Annotated in this window: 20 protein-coding genes; 17 read left to right on the top strand and 3 right to left on the bottom strand. The window is 51.4% G+C overall.

The window, feature by feature from the left end; translation table 11 throughout:
- The first annotated feature begins 1 nt into the window (after position 1).
- Positions 2 to 1,534 carry a dolichyl-phosphate-mannose--protein mannosyltransferase gene (locus ACN4EK_RS28705; RefSeq protein WP_431661859.1) on the top strand — a complete coding sequence of 511 codons (1,533 nt, stop codon included), beginning with the start codon at positions 2 to 4 and terminating at the stop codon, positions 1,532 to 1,534.
- Here ACN4EK_RS28705 and trmB read toward each other — a convergent pair.
- Positions 1,500 to 2,156: a tRNA (guanosine(46)-N7)-methyltransferase TrmB gene (trmB, locus tag ACN4EK_RS28700; RefSeq protein ID WP_431661858.1), complete on the bottom strand. Its 657-nt coding sequence runs from the start codon at positions 2,154 to 2,156 to the stop codon at positions 1,500 to 1,502. The two genes, ACN4EK_RS28705 and trmB, sit on opposite strands and share 35 nt — an antisense overlap.
- A 16-nt stretch (positions 2,157 to 2,172) precedes the next feature.
- Here trmB and ACN4EK_RS28695 point away from each other — a divergent pair, with 16 nt between their 5' ends.
- Complete coding sequence (locus tag ACN4EK_RS28695; protein WP_431661857.1) at positions 2,173 to 3,276, top strand: metallophosphoesterase family protein; 1,104 nt, start codon at positions 2,173 to 2,175, stop codon at positions 3,274 to 3,276.
- 6 nt (positions 3,277 to 3,282) lie between these two features.
- On the opposite strand, the gene ACN4EK_RS28690 is transcribed toward ACN4EK_RS28695, so the two are convergent.
- Positions 3,283 to 4,563, bottom strand: a complete 1,281-nt coding sequence (locus ACN4EK_RS28690) for an FIST signal transduction protein (protein ID WP_431661856.1) — start codon at positions 4,561 to 4,563, stop codon at positions 3,283 to 3,285.
- Between the two features lie 354 nt (positions 4,564 to 4,917).
- Between ACN4EK_RS28690 and ACN4EK_RS28685 the strand changes: the two genes are divergently transcribed.
- From ACN4EK_RS28685 to ACN4EK_RS28615, 15 genes are all read left to right on the top strand, one after another.
- On the top strand, positions 4,918 to 5,139 hold the full coding sequence (locus ACN4EK_RS28685; protein WP_431661855.1) for a Calvin cycle protein CP12: 222 nt from the start codon (positions 4,918 to 4,920) through the stop codon (positions 5,137 to 5,139).
- Between the two features lie 177 nt (positions 5,140 to 5,316).
- The gene (locus ACN4EK_RS28680) at positions 5,317 to 5,919 is read left to right on the top strand and encodes a DUF3177 family protein (protein ID WP_431661854.1); all 603 of its coding nucleotides are present in this window, start codon (positions 5,317 to 5,319) and stop codon (positions 5,917 to 5,919) included.
- Between the two features lie 28 nt (positions 5,920 to 5,947).
- Positions 5,948 to 6,268 carry a DUF7734 family protein gene (locus tag ACN4EK_RS28675; protein WP_431661853.1) on the top strand — a complete coding sequence of 107 codons (321 nt, stop codon included), beginning with the start codon at positions 5,948 to 5,950 and terminating at the stop codon, positions 6,266 to 6,268.
- Between the two features lie 183 nt (positions 6,269 to 6,451).
- Complete coding sequence (gene glmM, locus ACN4EK_RS28670; RefSeq protein WP_431661852.1) at positions 6,452 to 7,930, top strand: phosphoglucosamine mutase; 1,479 nt, start codon at positions 6,452 to 6,454, stop codon at positions 7,928 to 7,930.
- Between the two features lie 398 nt (positions 7,931 to 8,328).
- A complete protein-coding gene (locus ACN4EK_RS28665) occupies positions 8,329 to 8,547 on the top strand; it encodes a hypothetical protein (RefSeq protein ID WP_431661851.1) in 219 nt (72 codons plus the stop codon).
- A gap of 201 nt (positions 8,548 to 8,748) precedes the next feature.
- Positions 8,749 to 9,900 carry a glycosyltransferase gene (locus tag ACN4EK_RS28660; RefSeq protein WP_431661850.1) on the top strand — a complete coding sequence of 384 codons (1,152 nt, stop codon included), beginning with the start codon at positions 8,749 to 8,751 and terminating at the stop codon, positions 9,898 to 9,900.
- A gap of 149 nt (positions 9,901 to 10,049) precedes the next feature.
- The gene (locus ACN4EK_RS28655; RefSeq protein ID WP_431661849.1) at positions 10,050 to 12,539 is read left to right on the top strand and encodes a tetratricopeptide repeat protein; all 2,490 of its coding nucleotides are present in this window, start codon (positions 10,050 to 10,052) and stop codon (positions 12,537 to 12,539) included.
- Between the two features lie 40 nt (positions 12,540 to 12,579).
- On the top strand, positions 12,580 to 12,879 hold the full coding sequence (locus ACN4EK_RS28650) for a J domain-containing protein (RefSeq protein WP_431661848.1): 300 nt from the start codon (positions 12,580 to 12,582) through the stop codon (positions 12,877 to 12,879).
- Positions 12,880 to 12,945: 66 nt separating this feature from the next.
- Complete coding sequence (locus ACN4EK_RS28645; protein ID WP_431661847.1) at positions 12,946 to 13,716, top strand: Uma2 family endonuclease; 771 nt, start codon at positions 12,946 to 12,948, stop codon at positions 13,714 to 13,716.
- 33 nt (positions 13,717 to 13,749) lie between these two features.
- Positions 13,750 to 14,526: a nucleotide exchange factor GrpE gene (locus ACN4EK_RS28640; protein WP_431661846.1), complete on the top strand. Its 777-nt coding sequence runs from the start codon at positions 13,750 to 13,752 to the stop codon at positions 14,524 to 14,526.
- Positions 14,527 to 14,589: 63 nt separating this feature from the next.
- Entirely contained in the window at positions 14,590 to 16,347 is a 1,758-nt protein-coding gene (locus tag ACN4EK_RS28635; protein ID WP_431661845.1) for an Hsp70 family protein, read from the top strand.
- A 5-nt stretch (positions 16,348 to 16,352) separates the two neighbouring features.
- A complete protein-coding gene (locus ACN4EK_RS28630; RefSeq protein ID WP_431661844.1) occupies positions 16,353 to 16,763 on the top strand; it encodes a hypothetical protein in 411 nt (136 codons plus the stop codon).
- A 587-nt stretch (positions 16,764 to 17,350) separates the two neighbouring features.
- Entirely contained in the window at positions 17,351 to 18,025 is a 675-nt protein-coding gene (locus ACN4EK_RS28625) for a response regulator (protein WP_431661843.1), read from the top strand.
- Positions 18,025 to 20,013: a sensor histidine kinase gene (locus tag ACN4EK_RS28620; RefSeq protein ID WP_431661842.1), complete on the top strand. Its 1,989-nt coding sequence runs from the start codon at positions 18,025 to 18,027 to the stop codon at positions 20,011 to 20,013. Before ACN4EK_RS28625 ends, ACN4EK_RS28620 begins: the two co-directional genes overlap by 1 nt.
- A 313-nt stretch (positions 20,014 to 20,326) precedes the next feature.
- On the top strand, positions 20,327 to 21,067 hold the full coding sequence (locus tag ACN4EK_RS28615; RefSeq protein ID WP_431661841.1) for a DUF928 domain-containing protein: 741 nt from the start codon (positions 20,327 to 20,329) through the stop codon (positions 21,065 to 21,067).
- Between the two features lie 424 nt (positions 21,068 to 21,491).
- Here the strand turns inward: ACN4EK_RS28615 and ACN4EK_RS28610 are convergent, their stop codons facing one another.
- Entirely contained in the window at positions 21,492 to 22,664 is a 1,173-nt protein-coding gene (locus ACN4EK_RS28610; RefSeq protein ID WP_431661840.1) for a CHAT domain-containing protein, read from the bottom strand.
- Positions 22,665 to 22,742: the final 78 nt, after the last annotated feature.

Raw genomic sequence — 22,742 nt, 5'->3', positions numbered from 1 at the left:
TATGCGCTGGTTCAAATCCTTTGCTTCCCGATCGACGACCTGGTTCAGCCTGGGACTGCTGGGACTGTGGTTATTTGCCTTGGGACTCCGATTTTGGGGTTTGGGACGATTTAATAGCCTGGTCTTTGACGAAATTTACTACGTCAAGTTTGCCCATAATTACCTGTCCCAAACGCCTTTCTTTGATGGGCATCCGCCGTTAAGCAAATACCTGATTGCGATCGGGATATGGCTTGGCAACCAACTGCCGATCGGGCAGGATACGGCGAATACGGCGGCTGGAGCGCTTTATACCACCTGGAGTTATCGCTGGCTGAATGCCCTCACTGGCTCATTGATTCCGTTGGTGGTAGCAGGCATTGGCTATGAAATTAGTCAACGGCGCAGCTATGCCCTAATCGCCGGGTTATTCATGGCGCTGGATGGCTTGTTTTTGGTGGAATCTCGTTACGCCCTGAATAATGTTTATCTGGTGATCTTTGGGTTGTTGGGCTGGTGGTCACTGTTACGATCGCTGGCGGCGGAGCGATCGCAACCCCGTACTCTCTGGTTATTGCTGTCTGGCATCTGGTTTGGGGCATCGGCTTCAGTCAAGTGGAATGGTTTGTGGTTTCTGCTGGGGGCGTATGGCATGTGGGCGATCGCCTGGAATATTCACTGGTTGCGATCGTGGCAACCGCCTACCTCAGATCTGGATGCAGATGAGGCATTACCAGCCAATTCAGAATCTTCTAGTCTCCTGGAACGCTTAACTCGCCTGAGTTGGTGGCAATTCGGGCTGTATTTGGGCATTGTTCCAGTCGTGTTTTACTTCCTAGAATGGATTCCGCACCTGCAATTGAACGCCAAAGCCGGATTGTGGCAGGATTTTTGGGAACTGCAATGGCAGATTTTGACCTATCACGAACGGGTCGGGGATGGCCCCAAAATTCATCCCTATTGTTCGCGCTGGTTTACCTGGATCATGATGCTACGTCCGGTGGCTTACTTTTATCAGGTGACTGGTCGGCAGGATCCGTTACCGACTGGGCAGACTGCACCAACGACTAGCCCGGATAAGGTAATTTATGATGTCCATGCGATCGGCAATCCGATTTTGTGGTGGTTAGCGTCTGCTGCGATCGTGCTGCTATTGTGGGCGCTGGCGCAATCCCTCGATCGCTGGTTAGCCACCCGACATTTACCACCAACCGAGTCCGCAACGGGCGATCGCTGGACGCAGTTAAGTGCCAGTGAGCTGTGGCTGGGATTATTTCTGGTGGTCAATTACGCCGCTAATCTGGTGCCCTGGATGCCAGTTACCCGTTGTACATTTTTGTATCACTACATGGGCGCGTCCGTGTTCTCGACGATGGCGATCGCCTGGTTTGTCGATCGCTGGTTACGTCGTGCCGATTCCCAACAACGAGTGATCGGCATTGCCACCATTTTGCTCATTCTGGCTGGCTTTATCTTTTGGCTACCGCTTTATTTGGGACTGCCCCTGTCGCCCACGGAATTTAACTATCGCCTGTGGTTTCGCACCTGGGTTTAACAAATAAGGCTCGATAGACCGGGAGTTCCCGTTCTAAAACGGATACTTCCCGTTCGGTGGGAATCGGTAAGGGATTGTCGGGTAGCCAATCCGGCGGTTGTTGGACAAAGGCAGGATGGGCTTTGAAGCGATCGCGCATTTCCACTGCCACCTCCCGAATATCGGATTGTATGAATAAAGTCCCAGTTGGACTGAGAAATTCAGCTAACACATTCACCAGATCAGGAGTGACGACACGGCGTTTCTGGTGACGACGTTTGAACCAGGGATCAGGGAATTGAATGGTCACCCGTTGCAAGGTTCCAGCGGGTAAGGAATTTAGGATCGGACGAAGAGAATTATTCGCATTACAAAATAAATAATGCAGGTTAGTCAGCTCAGCTTCCGATCGCCACTCATTTGCCTGATCGACCAATGGCTCCCGAATTTCTAAGCCCAAAAAGTTCCAATCGGGGAATTGCGTTGCCATGTCCAGCAAAAACCGTCCCTTGCCTGCCCCAATGTCGAGATGGAAGGGGCGATCGAGATGGGCATAAATTTCTCTCCAGTTGGGTGGCTGGATCGCCGTCTGATACTTCTGGCTGAGGGGATTAACGTGTTCGCGAACTCGGACGATCGACATGCTATAGATTGATGATATGAACTTGAATTTTCGGTTTGCGGTCATTAGCGATTTGCACATCGCCCTGCCTCACACGATTTGGCATCATCCCAGCCGTTTACATCTAGTGGAGGTCAGCATTCCGGCATTGGAATGCATTCTGGAACGATTGAGCCATTTGGATCTTGACTTCCTGCTGCTACCCGGTGATTTAACTCAACATGGGGAGCCAGAAAACCATGCCTGGTTAGCCGATCGCTTGGCAAAACTGCCCTATCCAGCTTACGTGATTCCCGGTAATCATGATGTGCCCCACCTGAAAGCCATGAGTACGGCGATCGGGCTGGCGGACTTTCCCTATTACTATCAAAAATTTGGTTACACAGATCCGACGCAACTGTATTACACCTGTTCGTTACTGCCCGGAGTGCGGTTAATTGCGCTGAATTCCAACCAGTTCGATGCTCAGGGTAAGCAGGTCGGCTGGATGGATCAGGTTCAGTTGGGCTGGTTAGACCAGGTGTTAACCGAATTTCGGGATGAATTGCTGTTAGTGATGATTCATCACAATGTTTTGGAACACTTGCCGGGGCAAGCCAGCAGCCCAATGGGACGACGCTACATGCTGGACAATGCCCTAGAGTTACTCCAACTCTTACGGCAGGCAGGTGTTCAACTGGTGTTCACCGGACATCTGCATGTGCAGGATATTGCCTACGAACAGGGCATTTACGACATCACGACGGGTTCGCTTGTCACCTATCCCCACCCCTACCGCATTTTGCAATTTCGTACCGACGATCGCGGCAGGCATTGGCTACAAATCGAATCCGATCGCGTGGAACGTTTACCGGAATGGGACACTCTCCAACAAACCTCACGGGATCTGATCGGCGATCGCTCATTGCCGTTCATGCTGCAACTGCTGACCCAACCGCCCCTCTGTTTCCCGAAAGTCGAAGCCGAAGTCTGGGCACCTCATCTCCGCTACTTCTGGGCAGACATTGCCGATGGGGATGCCATTTTTGACTTTGCCCACTTTCCTCCACTAGCCCGTCGCTACTTTGAGAGCTTTGGCGCGATCGATCCGAGTGGTCATCTCAATTTTATCGACAACCAGATCTCGCTATTACTAGCTTAGATGTCTCTACTTGACTTGCCGGACGATACCAAACACCGAGGTAAACCCATGCAGAAAGGTACTGCCACCGACGGGCCCAATTTCACCGTTGCAGAAAAAGCCGCTTAAGGGGATTTTGGGTAGGTAATGGTGAAACAGTTCCGAGTCAAAATTGGGTTCGCCATACAGTCCTTCACCCCGTCCCAGGCAGGCAAACATTAAAGCGCCCACCACTGGAGCCGGATCATCCTCATGGTGATCACAATAGCGTTCTAGTAAAGTTTCCAGGTCATCGGCAGAGGCATCGCCATCGCGCAAATGAAACTGGATGCGTTGCCCGACCCGAATCCGATCGCCGATCGCGATCGCTCCCACTCGTGGATCCACTCCCAACAACGTCCGGATCAGAAAGTCGCCCGGTTCCAGAGTTTGCTTAAACTCACTTTGCGCCACCCCCACAAACAAGGAATGTTGGGCTAAGGCGCGATCGTCTTCATCCAGACTTTGGATCAAGTCCTGCAACAGTTCCAGGGGGGTGCGCTTCTGCGATACCCGAGAACTACCACTGTAGGATGTCCCACTGGCACTGGGATGTTCTTCCAAGCCCAACAAAATATTGCGTTCACCTTCCGTGACTAAGTAAGGTTGCCCGATCGGTCTACAGCCCTGCGCCACGATCGCCTCCAGCACAATATTGCCACTTAGGGCAACTCCAACTACACCATCACGATGTAACTCATAGTTACAAAATAGCCCCGTTGCACTATTAGCGGCTCCGGCTCCAGCCAACCCTCCTACCTTGGTAGAACTGGGGTAGGCAAAATCTAGTCCCTGCAACAGGTCATTGACCTTAGAGGAGAAGGGATCGGCTAACAAAATAAAGTGGGGCTGATGGTTGGGAGAAGCACCCGTCAGTTCGACCCAGGCGGTCGGTGGGCTATCCAGATCAGGTAACGCATCCGTAGACACATGGAAGGTATGGATCTCAACCTCTGGTAAGTAGGCAAGCGTCAGCGCCAGAGCGGGCTCTCCTTCAACCTCCTGCGCCACCTCGGGGCTTTTCATGCCAATGACCCCACCGCCCGCACAGCCAATTAGGGGTAGATTGGGTAATTTTTCTTGTAACAACGGCATCAGGCGAGAGTATTCACTCGCAAAAGCCGAGGAAATAAACACGATCGCTAAATTGGCTGGAGTGGACAACTCCATCTGGGCTTGGCTGACCACTTCATTGATGGCGGCCTCCAACGAGGGGCGAGTGGATAAAGCAGTCACCCACTTAAACGCACTGGTTGTCGGCTCCATCATTGCACTATCTCCCGGTTCTTGAACTGCCTACTTAATAGAGTAATCGCGCACTGCGTATTCCTCAAACCACATCGAGGATCGATCTAGAACACCTGTCTGTCTGGTCGGATGGCACAAGTTCCGTTAAAATATGTTACATGGGCTGGTTAGCCACCAGGGTGTCCTGTTAGGACGAGTTCCGATCGTTAAAAGATCTGGCGTGATCCTACTGTCGGACGATCGCCGCCTGTTATCACTAGATGATACATGCTCGGCATTGACCTCGTTCGTCACCTGGTAGCAGAAGCACCTGTGGGTCAAGCAGGGGTATGCCCAATGTCCCTTAAACAATCAAAGCGACTGAGATAACCATCCATGAGCGATATTCAACAAAAAATTGAAGAAGAGCTTGAGCAAGCTCGCGCAGTCTGCGATGTCAAAGGTGGCAGCTCCCCTGAGTGTGCTGCTGCTTGGGATGCCGTTGAAGAACTTCAAGCAGAAGCATCTCACCAGCGTCAACACAAGCCCAAAAACTCTTTAGAACAATATTGTGACGATAATCCAGACGCGCTGGAATGCCGAGTTTACGATAACTAGGGATCTCGGTAGGATAACTCAACGTGAGGCAGGTGCTATCTGAATCTGTAGTTTGGGTTGGTTCTGCCTGCTTCTGTTGACTTCTTCAACATAATTAACCTGGCAAGTGGCTGAGGCACTACCATAGTGCTGAGGTTGCTTGCTTTTTCGAGTTCACATACGTCTATCGGTACACCTATGCAAAGCCCGTCTTGGTTGCCCTCACTGGTTTGGACAGACTATCGTCTAGCCGTATTGGTTACGGTGATTGTGCCTCTGGTGCTGTTAATTTGGGCAGCGGTGCAAAAATCGGAAGCCATCCAGCATTTGATGGTGATCTATTGGCGAGTGGCAAGTCTGCTGGCAATTACGGTGTATCTGATGATTGCGGTGATTCCAGCCGGATTCATTGTCGGATGGTTGGCACGAATTCTCATGCCGATTGCCCTATGGTTTTGGGTGGATCTGAATGAAGAGATTTCTGATCTACCAACAAGTCGGTTGAAACTGTCATTCACCTCTTGGCGCTGGGCGATCAGTCTGTATGGGGTGATTGGAGCGATCGCCCAAATTCCCACCCTCCGCTGTGCCTTTGAGTCATCGGAGGCGTTAATCAACAATCCGTTCTGCCGCGTTTGGCTAGAACCGACCTGGTTATTCCGAGAATTTTTCCATCCGAATACCCGTCCCTATTTCCTGGGGTTTCTGGCGCTAGTGGCTCTCGGGATTTATGTGCTCTATCTTGGTTGGTTTGTGGTGGTGCGTTTGGGCAAACAAGGACGATCAGCCACAGGACAGTAATGATTCTAGTGCTGCTATTTGACTATTTATGGCACGATCGCGCATGACTCCGCTGACACAACTAGAGCAATACACGCTAAAACGCCCCCAAGAAGTGCTGTTAGTGACGGCATCCGTAGAGGGTGAACTGGATCAGGTGCTGATCTTTAAAGGATTTTCTAGTTCTCTGGTGCGATCGACTGCCTTCGATCCAGATATGCCCGTGTTGCCTGCGGACGCAGAGATTCTCAATATTGATGTGTTAGTCGGACCCTACGATCCCGGCAAGCCCCGGTACATTCAGCAGGGTCTAACCTGGGAAACCATCCAACCCCGCCTTCAGACCGTTGGACTATCACTTCCCTCCTGATGAAGATGAATATTCCATGTATTAACAGGCATAATCTACAGTAATTTATGTTGATTCTCTGAAGAGAGACTATTCTCTGATGCACATTTAGTCTCCTAGTAGGCATAATCTACAGAAATTATGTCGATTTACAAAAGAAATGCTATTCTCCACTGTGTGTGAGTTGTGTGGGGTTTGAACATTATGGTTGTTTCTCCTGCCCGCATTCCGGGAACGGGTCTTTCCAGTATTGCTGCCGCTGCTTCGCCTTATGCAGGGTCTGCTTGGGGCACTGTTGCCTTACCCGAGAGTCGGCTATTTGGTACAGATGGGATTCGGGGACGAGCGGGTGATCTGCTGAGTGCGCCCCTGGCGTTACAGGTAGGCTACTGGGCAGGGCAGGTGCTCCGATCACATGCGGCTGATCTTGGTCCTGTGGTAATCGGACAGGATTCGCGCAACTCCAGCAGTATGTTGGCGATGGCACTGTCGGCAGGACTAACCGCCGCCGGGATAGAAGTCTGGAATATTGGTCTATGCCCGACTCCGGGGGTAGCTCATCTCACGAGTTCCACAGATGCGATCGGTGGGGTGATGATATCCGCCAGCCACAATCCTCCCGAGGACAACGGCATCAAGTTTTTTGGGGCGAATGGCAGCAAATTACCCTTGGCGTTGCAGGACGATATTGAAGCCGCCTTACGGGGCAATGCTAGCCCGTTTGAGTTAGGCATGACGAGCCAGTGGGGAACCCATCGCTATCGTCCAGAACTGATTGCCAACTACCAGGAACTGGTGCAGGATTCGCTCAAAGCAGAGCATCAAACCGATCGCCCACTGGAGGGGATGCGGATTGTTTTGGATCTGGCATGGGGTGCCGCCGTAGAATTGGCTCCACCAGCGTTCCGGGCAATGGGCGCTGAAGTCATTTGTTTACACGATCGTCCCGATGGCGATCGCATCAATGTCAACTGTGGCTCTACCCATTTGGCGACGCTTGCCCGAGCGGTAAAAGAGCATCGTGCCGATTTAGGCTTTGCCTTTGATGGGGATGCCGATCGCGTGTTAGCCGTGGATGCTCAGGGTCGCCCGGTGGATGGGGATTACATTTTATATCTCTGGGGACAAACCCTCCGGCAGGCAGGTAAGCTACCTGGCAATACGATCGTCGCTACGGTGATGTCGAACCTGGGCTTTGAACGGGCTTGGGAGCAACAGGGTGGGCAGTTAATCCGAGCTTCAGTTGGCGATCAGTACGTTCATGCGGAAATGTTGCGCTCTGGAGCCATGTTGGGTGGTGAGCAATCCGGTCACATTCTCTGCCGCCATTATGGGGTGACGGGGGATGGTCTGATGACAGCACTCCATGTTGCCGCGATCGTGCAGCAGTCTGGTTTGCCATTAGCCGAACTAATGAATCAAAGCTTCCAAACTTACCCCCAACTATTACGGAATGTGCGGGTGGAAGATCGGACGCAACGGTTGCGCTGGCAAGAATGTGAGGCATTGCAACGGGCGATCGCTCAGGCAGAAGCCGAAATGGGCGATCGGGGGCGGGTGTTAGTTCGGGCATCCGGGACGGAGCCGGTCATCCGCGTCATGGTGGAAGCGGCAACGACTGAACTGGTGACGTACTGGACAGAGACGCTGGTAGCGACAGTGCAATCGCATTTAGCCGCCTGAATGGTTAATTCAGTCCGTTGGTGATGGCTTGATTGACCGAATTCAGCGTCCAACAATGGCATCAGAATGCAGGGATTTGATCAAATGAATCAAGTCCCTGGTTTTTATGGTGTCTATATTCCTTTGGACTTGAGACTAAATACAATTTTCCACTATATGTAAGGGCGAACGGCTGTTCGCCCCTCCTAAATATGGTGTATTTTTTGAATTAGTTCAAACTCCAGATTCCTAGTTTTGTGACTTAGATCACAACTTAGTCTGAGATGAATCACTCTAGCCGGTGAAGCCCATCACTAGATAGTTAGGAGATGATCACAGGCTTTTACCACTCTCAATCACCGAGGCAAGCGGAAAAAACACCGATATTAGGATCATTGAGTTCCGAATTGATTGTGTTCATGTCTGCCCCTATCCACCTGCTTCCCGGTGCCCTCGCCGAACTCTTTGCCCAAGTGAGTTGTTCTGGTGTTCTTACCCTGGCTGATCGTTATGGATTAATGGCAGCCGTGTTTGATGAGACGCTGAGTGATGAAGAACGATTTGCCCTCAACCGCTTGTTGCGATCGGCGAGTCGAGGACAAGTCCAATTAGTGAATGAGTTATCTGTAGTGTTCTAAGGATTGCAGATTGATTCAGGTGTAATTTTGTGTCGGGGCATGGCATTTGGTAAAAGGTTCTTCCAGAAATCTCTGCCATAGCTTGCTTCCCGAAGGGTATACCGCGCCTGTCCAGAGGATCGCTTGATTTAGTCCGCGATCGCTCATTTCCACATTCTGCTGCCATCATGAACAGAGATAGATCATGATGGTTAACGCTGTATGAGTCAGACTCCGGAACGCCTGCATCCCCCGTTCCTTTCTCTCTGCATGATTGTTAAGAATGAGAGTCAACATCTGGCTCGGTGTTTAGCCAGTGCCCAACCGTATGTGGATGAAGTGGTTGTGGTGGATACAGGCTCGCAGGACGATACCGTGGCGATCGCGGAACGTTTTGGAGCCACGATCCAGCATTTTAATTGGTGTGATGATTTTGCCGCTGCCCGCAATTTCTCCTTAGAGCAGGTCACGGGAACCTGGGTGCTGATTCTAGATGCCGATGAAGAACTGGTAGTGGACGATCGCCAGTTCCGCCAGGTTTTAGTAACGGTACCCACAGACCTGTTAGGCTTTGCTCTCATCCGTACTGAAGTGACTCTGCTGGAAGGCGATTTAACCGGAGGGGTGCATGTGCGGTTATTTCGCAACGATCGTCGCCTGCGTTACCAGGGGCGTTACCATGAACAATTGCGCCACCAGGATGGGATGCCGTTAACGGTGGCAGAGTTCCCTGCCCTGAAGATTCGGCATTACGGGAATAGTGATGAACAAGCCGTTTTACAAAAAACGATCGAGCGCGATATCCCCCTTCTAGAAAAGATGCGTCAGGAAGAGGGCTTAAGTTTATGGTTGCTGGATTGTCTGGCGCGGAATTACTTCCGAGTTGGTGATTTAGACAAAGCCCAGGATTGTTATCGTGAAGCGGGCGATCGATTGTTTCCCCATCTCCTCAGTGGTGAGCCACCGGGGGAATTCTTTTGGGTACCTACCTTGCTATATACCCTGGCAGAGCAAGCCTTAGAACAAGAGGATGTGGAAACCGCTCGGGTGTTAGTGCAACGGGGGCTAGAGTGGTGTCCTAACTACCCGCCGTTAAACTATGTGGCTGGGGAAATGTTACTGCTGTTGGGGTTTCCTTTGGGAGCGACCGCTTATTTTGATACCTGCCTGCAACTGGCAGAAACCGAGAACTACTATCGCCAAGATCCCTGTCCCCGCCCATTAATGACCACTGAACCCGCCTGTAGTTTGGGGCAGGCCTATTTGCAACTCGGACAACCCTCTGCCGCGATCGCTGCTTTTGAACTGGCGTTATCCTTTGATCCCAATTGCGCGATCGCTCAAGAACACTTACAGGCTATCCGAGCGACATGAGTTTGGTCAGGGGTGATAGCAGTGTTAGGACGCAAAAATAGGCATAATTCGCTACAAGTAAAAGAGGTAGGAGCGCGATCATTAGGTATTAATCTGTGCAGATGAAGTGCCCTATGGGAGAATGACTCAAATTTTGGAGGAGGGTCATCTTGAGTAAGAAGTGGCAGCGTAACCCGAAAAAACAGCCAGTAGCGGCTGAAACAGCTCAGTCCTTAACTCCAGAGACATTTCAACATCGGCTGGATAATCTGCTGAAACAGCAAAATTATCGTCAAGCCTTAGAAACGATCAAAAATGCTCATCGTCACCAACCCGATCTGGAATTTACTCCACCGGAAGCCGAAATTTGGCTCCTGCGGGGACAACAGGAGTTCCAGAAACAGGACTTCAAACAGGCTGAAACATCGTTTCGACAGGCATTGGCACTGGGCTTGGCAGGAGAACCCCATTATTGGCTGAGTCGGTGCTTGCTCCAGCAACATCGCTTAGATGCGGCTCTGGAATTGATCCAAACGGCATTTGAACAGAAAACGTTACCTAAAGACTATGCCATTTGCTATTTAAAGCTGTTGTTCTTAAAAGATGATGTGGTCACGGTAGAACAGTTAATTAGTAAACACTCTAAGCGGTTTAGTGCGGCACAACTGCACTGGGCGCGGGGAGTATTAGCCCTGCAAACTGGACACACTGAGGAAGCAATCACCAGCTTTAAGAAAATTAAGCGTCCGCTCACGCCGGGTGATCTCCCCCAAGCCTGGTTGGTCTATACGCAACAACGGGCAGGAAACTGGGAGGCAGCGAGTCAGTTATTAGGGCTGCGATCGTCGCTTTGGGGTGGATTTCCGGTCAGTTCACCGAAGTATTTACAGCAACCCATACTGCAACAGTTAGCCCTGTTTCAACGGGCAACTACTGGCGAACCACCGCTGCAACCATCCGATACGATGCGCGGGGATGCCGCAACCCAAGAATTGCTGACTGGGCTGGCAATCATCCAACTGCTGGAACGCAATGATCCGCATAATGCTGCCCATGCCTTGCTGAATTTATCCCGTCGCCCAACGCAGTTACCGGAACTAAATACGCTCCGATCGGCGTTGCTAATCCGGGCAGGGCAGCAAGCCTTAGAAGGAGGAGAACCAGAATGCTCCGAGCAGTTTTGGAAGCCATTGCTGAACGACCAGCCATTTAATCCCCAACTAGCGGTTAACCTCTTGAAAGCGTTAGAGCTAAACGAATCCTATCAAGAGCAACAACGCCTGATTACTCGGTTACTGAAATGGGTGGAACAGGATGCCAAACAGCATCCCGACCAGTGGGCAGGCGATCGCTTAAAACTGACTCTGGCCCAGTTACATTGTCAGATGGCAGATACCTGGGTAGCTCTTGGTCGTTCTCGGACAGCCCTGGGAGCCGTCCAACAGGCAGAGCGCATTTGTCCCACATCCCCGGAGGTTATCGGGCGGCAAGGGTTGATTGCCTTCGGCGAGAAAAGGTTGGAAGAGGGAGCACGGTTGTTAACCCAGGCAGTTGAGCAGGGCTGTCAATCGGAAGAAGTTTATCAGGCGTTATTGGTGGTATTGGATGACCTGAACCAGCGATCGACTAAACAGGAGATACGGCGGCGGTTTGGCAAACGCTTTGGTGACTTGAATCCAGAAGCCGATGTGGAATTTGAACCCTGGCTAGAGGCGTTATATAGCCAGCGTTATCTTTTCTTTAGCCGCTTAGTCCAGACCAAAACCAATCCCGACTGGCCAATGCAAGCCTGTCAGATTTTTGTCAAATCGGTGCAAAGCCCACCCAATTCAGGCGGACGGGTTTCCCTTAACCAAGCTGAGGCAAATCGTGAGTGGGATCGATTACTCCAGGGGCTGTCCGGTGAGGAGCAGATCCCGACCTTGCAAGCGATCGTGCTTTCAATTCATCTGTTTGCTAAGCGAGAAAAGGGGATTGCCGCCTTAACGAATCAATATATTCTGCAACTGTTTAATCTTGGGGCAGAAATTCCGGCGGCTAGAGCAGCCCATCTCGTCGTACTCGCTGTCACTGCCAAAGACCCTAAGAAGCTGGAAGAACCGCTACGGAATTACCTGGATACCATGCCCCAACCGGGCAATGCTCTGGCAGATATTCAATTACAAGTACGGCGATTGGGTTGGGTAAGAAATCTGATCTCCTACCTGGACGCAGCCTTAAAGCAGGAACCCCAAAATCCTTTGCTCCTGCTGGCTAGGGCAACAAGCTATCCCTTTTCTATGCCGCAATACGAGCAACTCAAACAACAGGGATTTGACATTGCCCGTCGAATTCAGGATGCCAAGGCGCTGCAAGCCTTCCGAGAAGAAGAAGCCTTTATCCAATTGCGCCATGCTCAATCCCTCATGCCTAACCCAGAGAAGCTGGATGATCTCGATGAAGTGGGCGCACTGGAAGCCCTAGAAGCCATGATTCGCCGGATGTTTGGCAATCAGATTCCCAAAGCCGAACTCGATCGCATCATGCCAGAATTGACCCGCAAAATGATCGAAGAAATGCCCGACTTCGATGATGATTTTGAGGATGACGATTTGGATTTCGATGCCCCATTTACCTTTGGCAAACCCAAGAAACGCAAACGCACCTTCCGCGATCTCTAATCCTCCCCCCTCCCCCTCTCCCCCTCCCCTGATCTAACCTATGACCACCCTCTTCGATCGCCTCGGCATCTCCCCCACCGCTACTCCCACCGAAATCAAAACGGCTTACCATGCCAAACTACGAGAATTTCCTGCCCATTCCCATCCGCAGGAATTTAAGGAAATTCGGGCGGCCTATGAAGCCATTCGCAAAGGTGAAGCGACTTCAGCCGATCGGGAATTTCTCCAAGTGCGCCCGATAGAGGCAACGATCGACCCGGAACTCCTCGAACAGATGCGCCAGAAGGTTTTGACAAAACTAGAAGTGAGTTTGCATGAGTTAATTCAAGCCACATTTTGAATCAGCAGTCTGTGACGGCATACGATACCCTGAAGACACCCACTGTACTCTAAGCCAGGTCAGACGATGGTAGATAATTTGACTGTGCTGGATAACTGGGAAGCGCCACTGCCGCCTACCGATCTGATTTTTGACGATGGAGAACCGTTGGAAAGTAATCGTCACCGGATTGCCATGAATGTGTTAATTCGATCGCTACAACAGGGCTTCTGCGATCGCACAGACTTCTTTGCTGGTGGCAATATGTTCGTGTATTACAGCCGTCACCAGGCAATGAACCGGGACTTCCGAGGTCCAGATTTCTTTGTCACCCTTCAGGTAGACGGGAACCGAGAACGCCAGGGGTGGGTGGTCTGGGAAGAAAATGGTCGCTACCCCGATGTGATTGTGGAACTCCTATCACCCAGTACGCAAGCCGTCGATCACGGAGTCAAGAAAACCCTGTACGAACAAACCTTTCGGACCCCGGATTACTTCATCTTTGATCCCTTTAATCCGGAATCCTTACAAGGCTGGCATCTCCAACTGGGGCAGGGCTACCAACCCTTATCGCCTAACGAGCGGGGCTGGTTATGGTGTGAAACCTTACAACTGTGGTTAGGCACCTGGGAAGGGCAGATCGATCGGGAACCCGTGACGGGAACCTGCCACTGGCTCCGGTTTTATCATCCCGACGGTGGTCTGATTCCCTTACCGGAAGAAGCCGCAGCCCAACGAGCCGAGCAAGCAGCCCAGCGAGCTGAGCAGGAAGCCCAACGAGCCGAGCAAGCAGCTCAACGAGCCGAGAGATTAGCCGCCCGTCTGCGAGAGTTGGGAGAAGATCCCGAGTTACTTTAAGTCATACCCACCATCAATGAGGATAATTTGCCCATGACCGATCGCCAAGCGTTGTTTGATCAACTCCTGAATTATCTGGAATCTGCTCCCACACCACCGGATTATTTAACGGCTGCCCCAGAGTCAACCGAAGCCTTTGATCCCTATCAACTGGTGAGTGAGTGGATTGCCCTGCGGCAGGAGATGAAACAACAAGGAAAATTGCTGCAAGCTGCCCAAGACCGACTTCAGCGAGAATTAGACCTGGTGCGATCGCAGAATCAGGACTTGCAACAACGCCTGGAAGCGAGTCAGAATCAAAGGGCTGAGCAGATCGCCACCCAACTGACGGCGCAAGCCCAACAGTTTGATCAGACTCAAGCAGGGCTATTTCGCCAGATGTTGAATGTGTTGGATGCCCTCGATCGTGCCTGCGACTACTGGCAGGAACAGTCTGCATCCCCTACGGCGGCATCTCCGCAAACCTGGCGAGAGCGGGTAGCCGAATGGTTGGGAATTTTGCCAGCGGCGGCGATCGATCCCTCCTCCACCGCATTCACGGACATGTTGACGAGCAATCGTCAGGGGATTGAACTGATTCAGCGGAATTTATTGGATCTGCTGAAGCAATACCAGGTGACTCCGATCGTGGCGTTGGGGCAACCGTTTGATCCGGGCTGTATGTATGCGATCGGGCGACAGGCGAGTTCGGCTCCTGCCAATACGGTGATCCAAGAAGTTGTGCGGGGCTATACCTGGCACGATCGAATTTTGCGGGAGGCTCAGGTGCTTGTTGCCGCCGATAACGGTAATCTTCTAGAGAAAGCTTAAACGCAGGGGCGATTCAGCTTTTAGAATCAACATTGAGTAATATCACGACTTCACACACGAATTATGGGTAGAGCAGTAGGCATCGATCTGGGAACCACCAACTCGGAAGTGGCGATCGTGGAGGAGGGGCAAGCCCGTGTCCTACCGGGGGACGATGGCGACCTGATTCTGCCCTCCTGTGTCGGCTTAAGTGATACCGGAAAACTGCTAGTTGGTCAAGAGGCGTTGCGGCAGTATGCGGCGGCTCCAGAACGCACAGTGAAGTCGATCAAGCGCTGGATGGGCACCAACCATACAACGTCACTGGGCGATAAAGAGTATGTCCCCCAGGAAATTTCCGCCATGATTCTGAAGGCACTGAAACAACGTGCCGAAACGGCTTTAGGAGAAGCCGTCGATCGCGCCGTGATTACCGTTCCCGCCTACTTTACCGATGCCCAGCGACAGGCGACCAAGACAGCTGGGGAAATCGCCGGATTGGAGGTGTTGCAGATCATTAACGAACCGACGGCAGCGGCACTTGCCTATGATCTGCGATCGCAGGAAACCGAGCGAGTCTTAGTCTATGACTTAGGGGGCGGCACCTTTGATGTTTCGGTGGTGGAAATTACCGGAGAAGTGACAGAAGTGCTTGCCAGTCATGGCAATAATCGCCTGGGCGGGGATGACTTCGATCGACGATTGCAACTGCACTTGAAGGAATTATTCCGACAACAACATAGCGTGGATGTGCCGGATGATGCGGCAACCAATGCCCGACTGCTCAGGGCAGCGGAACAAGCCAAAATAGATTTAAGTGCCCATAGTTTTGCCACAGTGCGGGAAGCGTTTTTAGGGAGTAAAGGCAAGACGGCACTGCACCTGGAAACCGAGCTAGCTCGAACGGACTTTGAGCGACTGATCCGTCCCTTGCTGGAAGAAACTCTGGAGGCGATCGATCGCGCCTTGAGTGATGCCAAATTGTCGCCTGATGATCTCGATCGCATCATTCTGGTCGGTGGTTCCACCCGGATTCCCCTGATCCAACAGATGATTGCTGACCATTTGGGGCAAGCCCCGACCGATGGCATTCAACCGGATCTCTGCGTTGCTCTGGGGGCAGCGTTACAAGCTGGAGTGCTGACTGGGGAAGCGGTCGATGCCATTCTGGTGGATGTGATTCCCCATTCCTTAGGAATTTCGGCGGCAATGACCACCCCGATGGGTGTGATGCCGGGATTTTTCAGTGTGATTATTCCTCGCAATAGTGTGATTCCGGTTTCGCGATCGGAAGTGTATACAACCGTTAGCGAAAACCAGGATGCTGTAGAGGTGGAAGTGTTTCAGGGGGAAAACCCGATCGCCGAAGAAAATGTGCCCTTAGGCTCATTTAAGATCGAAAATTTGCCGCCCAAACCAGCGGGAAGTTTAGAAATTGAAGTTCACTTCGACTTTGATTTAAATGGCATTCTGACGGTCACGGCGACTGAAAAGGGCAAAGGACAGCAAGAAAGCTTTGTCGTTAGTAATACGTCTGTGCAGCACTTGTCGAGCCACGAATTGCATCAAGCCCGGACTGATCTGGATCAATTGTTTGCAGTAGATGAAACGATCGAGACAGAGAGCAAAGTTGTTGAAGTCACTCTCAGTCCCGAACTGACTGAATTACTCGATCGAGCCCAAACTGCCCTCAAAACCCTAGAGGACGATCGCGCCGAGGAATTACAGGAGCTGTTAGAGCAAATCGAATCGGTAGCCAGTGGTGAGACTGACGATGATCTAGAAGCGTTGCAGTCGGAACTGGAAGACTTCCTGTATTACGGTATTTCTGATACTCCCTAACCTACATGAAATGTCCTGTTTGTCGCGCCACCTATCGCCCTGCTACTCAAGGTGAGATGGGCGATCAATCCACCTCCTCATCTCCCTCACCTTCTTACCTCTGTAAACGCTGCAGTGCCGATCTGACCCAACTGCTCCAGCTTCACGATCGCGCCCTCGGGCATTACCGCCAAGCGATCGCGGGGCTGCAAACCGGCGACTATCTCACTGCCCAAACTCAAGTCCAACACGCGATCGACCTCAATCAGCGGGATGCCAACTTTCATGCTTTAGCGGGACAACTCTGGGCGCTGCAAGGCAAATTTCCGCAGGCGATCGCGGCATGGCAACGAGCACAGACCCTGGATCCAAACCAACCAATTGCCCGTGAGTGTCTGCAACTGTTAGCACACCTGCGATCGTCCCAGGAGGTCTAAAGGAGTGGGTCAGATCTGGTAAGGAGGGGTGGCTGCAACACAGGGTGTGCCGCGATTCCCAACAAGCTTTCCAAATTTGGAAAGTGATTTGCAGAAATCTCCCTAGGTCACCGTACTAAATCTGCTTAAACTATGGCATAGGCTGATCGCTAGCTATTACTACCGTTTGCTGGCAATAGTTAGCCATCAGTCTGTTCTGCCCCACAGTGACTAAGAGCATAGCTGTCTCCAAGTTCTGCAAACCTCCTTGCTTTACTGCGGGGAGGAGTATGTCTATCAGGGTGATAGTATCCGCCGTGTAGTTTGCCTCTCGTAACACCTCAAGCATTAACACAACCCTATCATCAGGACGTTGTATGAGCAGTCAGGGTTCTGTTTAGGAGCTTAGTGAACTGCTATCTGGCATCACTCAAAATCAGGTATGTGCCACCTACCCCCCTACATCAGGCTGCAACTGGTAAGCTATTTCACAGCCTAGTCATAAACGTCCTAGTGAATGACATGCTCTAAACAACCGCAAACAATACGGGTTGCTGTGAAAGTTGCTGAATAGTATAAGGGTGCATCATGCTTGAGGGTTAGCTGCAATGAGCCGAGGCATTACCGAGTCAATCACTAAACAAACGTTTCTCGTCGTTGACGATCATGAAGCCATCCTGGAAGGTACGGTGCCTGCCCTAAAGCGAACCTATCCAATGGCGGAAGTGTTGACTGCCCAGGATTTGCAAACGGCTCAAACCCAGCTTAAGTATTACCATCCCATGCTGATTGTGTTGGATTTGAGTTTGCCGGAGAAGCCGCATACTCTAGCCAGCCCAGAAATTGGCATTCGGTTCCTGAAAGCGCTGATTGAAAGTCGGTTAGCCCCAAATATTGTGGTGTTGAGTACCAACATTAAGCCGTTGGTGCAATTAAAACCGATGATTAATGCCTATGAAGGCGGATTCGCGGCGATGGATAAGTCGCTACCCATCCGAGAAATGTTGCGGTTAGTTGATTTTGCCTTGCGAGGGTCGATCTATCTGCCACCGGAACTGCGGGCGCGTCCGGAGTTTGATCGCCGCTGGCTGGAAGTCCTTACGCTCAAATTTCAAGAGGGACTGACGGATAAGGCGATCGCGGATCGGATGCAAGTTAGCGATCGTACAGTCCGGAACTATTGGATCCGGTTGCAGGATGCCTTGGGAGTCTATGACGAACCCGACAAAGATCTGCGGATTCAAATTGAGATTGCTGCCCGGAAACTGGGGTTATTAACTTAGTGAAAACCAAGCTAAATCATCGACTCTGGACGCAATTCCGGCAGCAGACACGTGTTTGGCGCACTGGTGTGTTGCCAGGGGTTGTGGTGATTAGTTGTATCACGATCGCCCGGTTGGCTGGTTCGCTGCAAGCCCTGGAATGGATGGCATTTGACTACTTTCTGCGTTCCCGCCCGATCGAGCCAGCAGACCCTAAAGTGGTGATTGTCGGAATTAATGAAGCAGATATTCAGGCTGTGGGCAAATACCCCATTCCCGATCGGGAACTAGCCGTATTACTGAGAACTCTGCAAACCTACAAACCCCGAGCGATCGGGTTAGACCTGTTTCGGGACTTGACAACCGATCCCGATCGGGCGGAATTGGCAGCAATCTTTCGGAGTAGTCCCAACCTAATTGGCATTGAAACGGCCCTGGGGAGCCAATCGGGGTTGACCGTCGAACCGCCGCCCGAATTGCCACCGGAGCAAATTGGCATGGTGGATGTCATTATCGATCCGGATGGTAAGTTACGGCGCAGTCTGCTTGCCACTAAGGTTGATTCAGGGGAGACAAAGTATGGATTGCCGTTGCGATTGGCAGCATTGTATTTACAGGCAGAGGGGATTTCCTTGCAGCATGGCGATCGTGCCAGTGATCCCATTCAATTGGGAAGACTGACGATTCCCCGGTTTCGTAGCACGACAGGGGGCTATGTGGATGCCCCGGCGGGGGGAAACCAGGTGCTACTGAACTTTCATAGCCATCCACAACCGTTTACCATCGTCTCCATGATGGAGGTGATCAATGGTGAGGTTGATCTCTCGCTCGTCCACGATCGCATCGTTTTAATTGGCATGACGGCAGCGAGCGTTAACGATACTTTTATGACTTCAGCCACTAAGAGTACGCTGCTGGCAGATGCGTTAGGAAACCAAGCGCAGTATCAGGTGATTTATGGAGTGGAGTACCAGGCCCATGCCACCAGCCAGTTAATTAATGCAACGCTCAACGGTAGACCACTGCTACATACCTGGGTTGACGAACTGGAATATGTCTGGATCTGGTTATGGGGATTAGCCGGAATTACACTGGGGTTAATCTTGCAATCGCCCTGGAAAACGTTGCTCAGTCTAGCGGTGAGTAGTGCTGGCTTAGCCTGCCTTTCCTATGGGCTGTTAGTCGTCAGTTGGTGGATTCCGGTCGTGCCGACCTTACTTGCCCTCTGTGCCGCCGGATTAACGACTTCTTTCTTCGATCGCGACTTTCGCAGTTTGCTAGAACAACGCAGTGTGACGCTGAAGCAAACCTATGACGCGGTGCATAATGGGCCCCTGCAAACCCTGGCGGCAATTCTGCGGAGTTTGGATGATGAACCTGCCAATGCCCGCCTGCGATCGCAACTGCAAGACTTAAACCAGGAATTGCGATCGGTGTATGAGTCGATGAATCAAGCGTTGATTACGGGCGAACACCCATATTCGCAAACCCCGATTCAGGACTTACTGTATCAAGTCTACGAAAATACCTTGCAGCGCGATCTCCCAGGCTTTGCGTCGATTAGAACCTTCATTCCCCCGGATTTCTCCCCGTTAAAAGACTGCCCTCTGACGGCTGACCAGAAGCAAGGCTTATGTTTGTTTTTGCAAGAGGCGCTGTGTAATGTTGGCAATCACGCGATCGAGGCAACCTATTTGGATGTGGTCTGTCAGCGGAGCCAGTACCAGTACAGTTTACAAATTATTGATAACGGTATTGCTCTAAAATCAGACCTGCATCCACCCCGGCGGGGGCGTGGTACTGATCAGGCGAAGGAATTGGCGCGATCGCTGCGAGGTAAGTTTTGTCGTGAATCTCATAACCCCCAAGGCATGGTCTGTCAACTGACCTGGCAAGTTCGAGTGCCCTGGTGGCAAAACTTAACAATTTGGCTGAAGTTAACTCAGATGAACAAAGTGGCTCGACTCGGCAATTCTGACTCGAAATGGGAGCATCCATCCGAGTTCTAATCTGGATTGAACGAGTATGAATCGGTATTATTTTTTAGGCTAAACTACTAAGCTTAAGTCAGGCACTTCTGCAAGTATCTGACTGCGTAAATCATGGATCTATGATCTAAACAGGTGAATAGGATAAAATCCAATTTTTCGTTAACAAAAATATTATACTCGTGATTTAATCCGCACTTTTAGCCAGGAGCGTAGATTGAATCAACTTAGAACCCTCTGGTCGGGATCTGACGCTTGTTTCACTAGATTGCAGTCTTAATTGTGTTTCATCTAGTTCTGAATTGCTCCCATCTACCATCTTGAATGCATCACTATGAATGACTCCACCTTCAAAACTTTTGGTCAACGCGTTTTAACGTCACTCCTTACTGGGTTGGTTGCTGCCGGATTACTGGTATCAACTGCTGCCCAAGCCGATGAGGATAAAGCGCCACCCAGTGGCAGATCGGCAGGCGGCAGAGGCTGTAGCACCGCGAGTCAACCCCTGCCGACCGAAGTTCCTGCCTTAATCCTGCTAACTCCCAATCAACATCCTGGGCAAACGGCTTCTACCCGTCCAACCTTTGCCTGGTTTGTACGGGATGCGGCGGCTGTGCCTCTAGAGTTTCGCTTATATGAGCGCCAGAACGATGGCTTTAAGTTAGTGGAAGAGATCAAGGGCGATCGCTTAAAAAGTTCTCCCGGCATTATGGTGTTGTCGCTAGAGGATGTGCCAATAGAATTAGCGGTTGGTAAACGGTATCGCTGGCAGGTGGAACTGGTTTGTAACCCTGGGCGACCATCCGGCAACCTATTTGCCGAGTCAGAATTTGAGGTGATCTCTCTGAAACCCGCTTTGAAGACCCAACTGGATCATGCTCAAGATCCGTTGGCTCAAGCGAACCTGTTTGCTCAGGCGGATCTCTGGTACGACGCACTGGAAACCATTCTCGATCCGATGAGCCAGCAAACTCAATTACAACGGTTACGGCTGGCGTTACTCGATCGAGTGGCTACAAATACGGTGGAACAACAGCTTTTACATAACAGTGAGATTCACCCTGTGCAAAAATAAGTCGGATTGACTCACCCGATCGACTACAACTAGCGTCCCCGATATCCTGATGCTGAAACCACCAGGGGGGTAGTTGAATTTGGCTATGCTTAAACAGACGAATCCAGACGTGATGCAGGATTGGCTGCACTCACGTCCGGATCGTGGCTTGTCCATTCACAGATAGACTGTGGAGGTCAGACTGGGGGTAGTCTTTCGAGAGAGGAAGCTGCCTGTGGGGGATTTGGGCAGCAAAACGGTAGATGCATCCACACCACAACGGGGGGCAACAATCGTTCGCAAACTTGTACAAACTTGTAAATCTTCAGCAGGGGAGGGGGCAGGCAGATGGCGAAAACTTGATGCTACAAATAGCCTAAGGCGATCCGTGAGCAAAAGCTTTCACTCGTACTGCAAGTTACTTTCCAATTTTGGAAAACCGTAATTACAACCAATTTCCGACCAGGATGAAGGCTGCCCAATACCCGGGGTGGCTATCTTGATGTTGGCTTAACCAGACCTTCTGAGCGGCTTGTAGGGCTTTAGCTCGGCTCGGTTCTCGCTGTAGTGCCTGGTAGAACTGCGTAATCAATTCGGCAGTAGAACGATCGTCTACCTGCCAGAGGGAGGCGATCGCGCTTTGGACTCCCGCCTGTAATGCCAACCCAGCGATCCCCAATGCTTCGCGATCGCTGCCCACGGCGGTTTCGCAGGCGGTTAGCACTAAGAGATCGACCCGATGGGCTGGGGGAACATTACGCATGATTTGATACAACTGATTGATCGTTAGCTTTTCGTTGTATGGCTGGGCGGCTGGTGGACGGGGATTTCCCTGCTCCTGGCGATTGGCTTGTTTGCCCCCTGTGACTAAATAGGTGTCTCGGGCATCAATACCAAATTTGCCGTGGGTCGCAAGATGGACGATCGGGTAACTGTTCTGGGTCAACTCTCGCTGTAACTGCTGGGTGGTGAAGGCCTCGTCGATAAAGCCCCGGCTACCTGGGAAAATGTTTTGGAGACTAGCGATTTCTGATGGCACATAGGTCAACGCATCAAAGACGGTGGCATCATTGACGATCGCCGCTTCCGTTAAACCAAACCCTAACACTCGTAAGGAGGCGCGATCGAGGGGAGTGGGATCAACCAGCGTCAGGCTGAGGGTACTGGCAATCGCATACTGTTCGACTAAAAATTGTCTTCCATCATGCAACGCCGCCATGGGAATACTCCGGAACAGCCCATCGTGAATAAATACTAATGTCTCAATCCCAGCCGATTGCAGCGCTGGCTGAAAGGGGCGAATCAGCCAATCGTAAACTTGCTGAGAGGCAGTTAGATATGTATCTGCCAGGTCAGACCGCTTTTCCAGTTGTAACCGGAGTTGATTCAGGGTGGTCATCACCTCCGTGGCACTGGCGGGTATCCAAACCACCTGCGACTGTAAACTCTGGAGCCGATCGGTTTGGGTCGGCGGTAGAGACAAGATTACCGCCACGCGATCGTCCAGGATGATGGAACTGATCACGGCAGTTTTGGTATCGACTAAGGTGATGGGTTTAGACAGGGCTGTGAATGAACATTCATCCCCTAAATAGTTTTGCAATTCTGCTAGCCGCAAACGGTCGATCGTTGCCAGGGCAGCGTCAATTTCGGTGGGGGAGGTGGTAAGGTCGGGGGCTGTCTCTTATACACATCT

The sequence above is a fragment of the Pantanalinema rosaneae CENA516 genome (assembly GCF_050753385.1).
Classification (GTDB): domain Bacteria; phylum Cyanobacteriota; class Cyanobacteriia; order Leptolyngbyales; family Leptolyngbyaceae; genus Pantanalinema; species Pantanalinema rosaneae.
The sequence above is the reverse complement of the archived record's forward strand: the minus strand, read 5'-3'. Positions and strand labels throughout refer to the sequence as shown.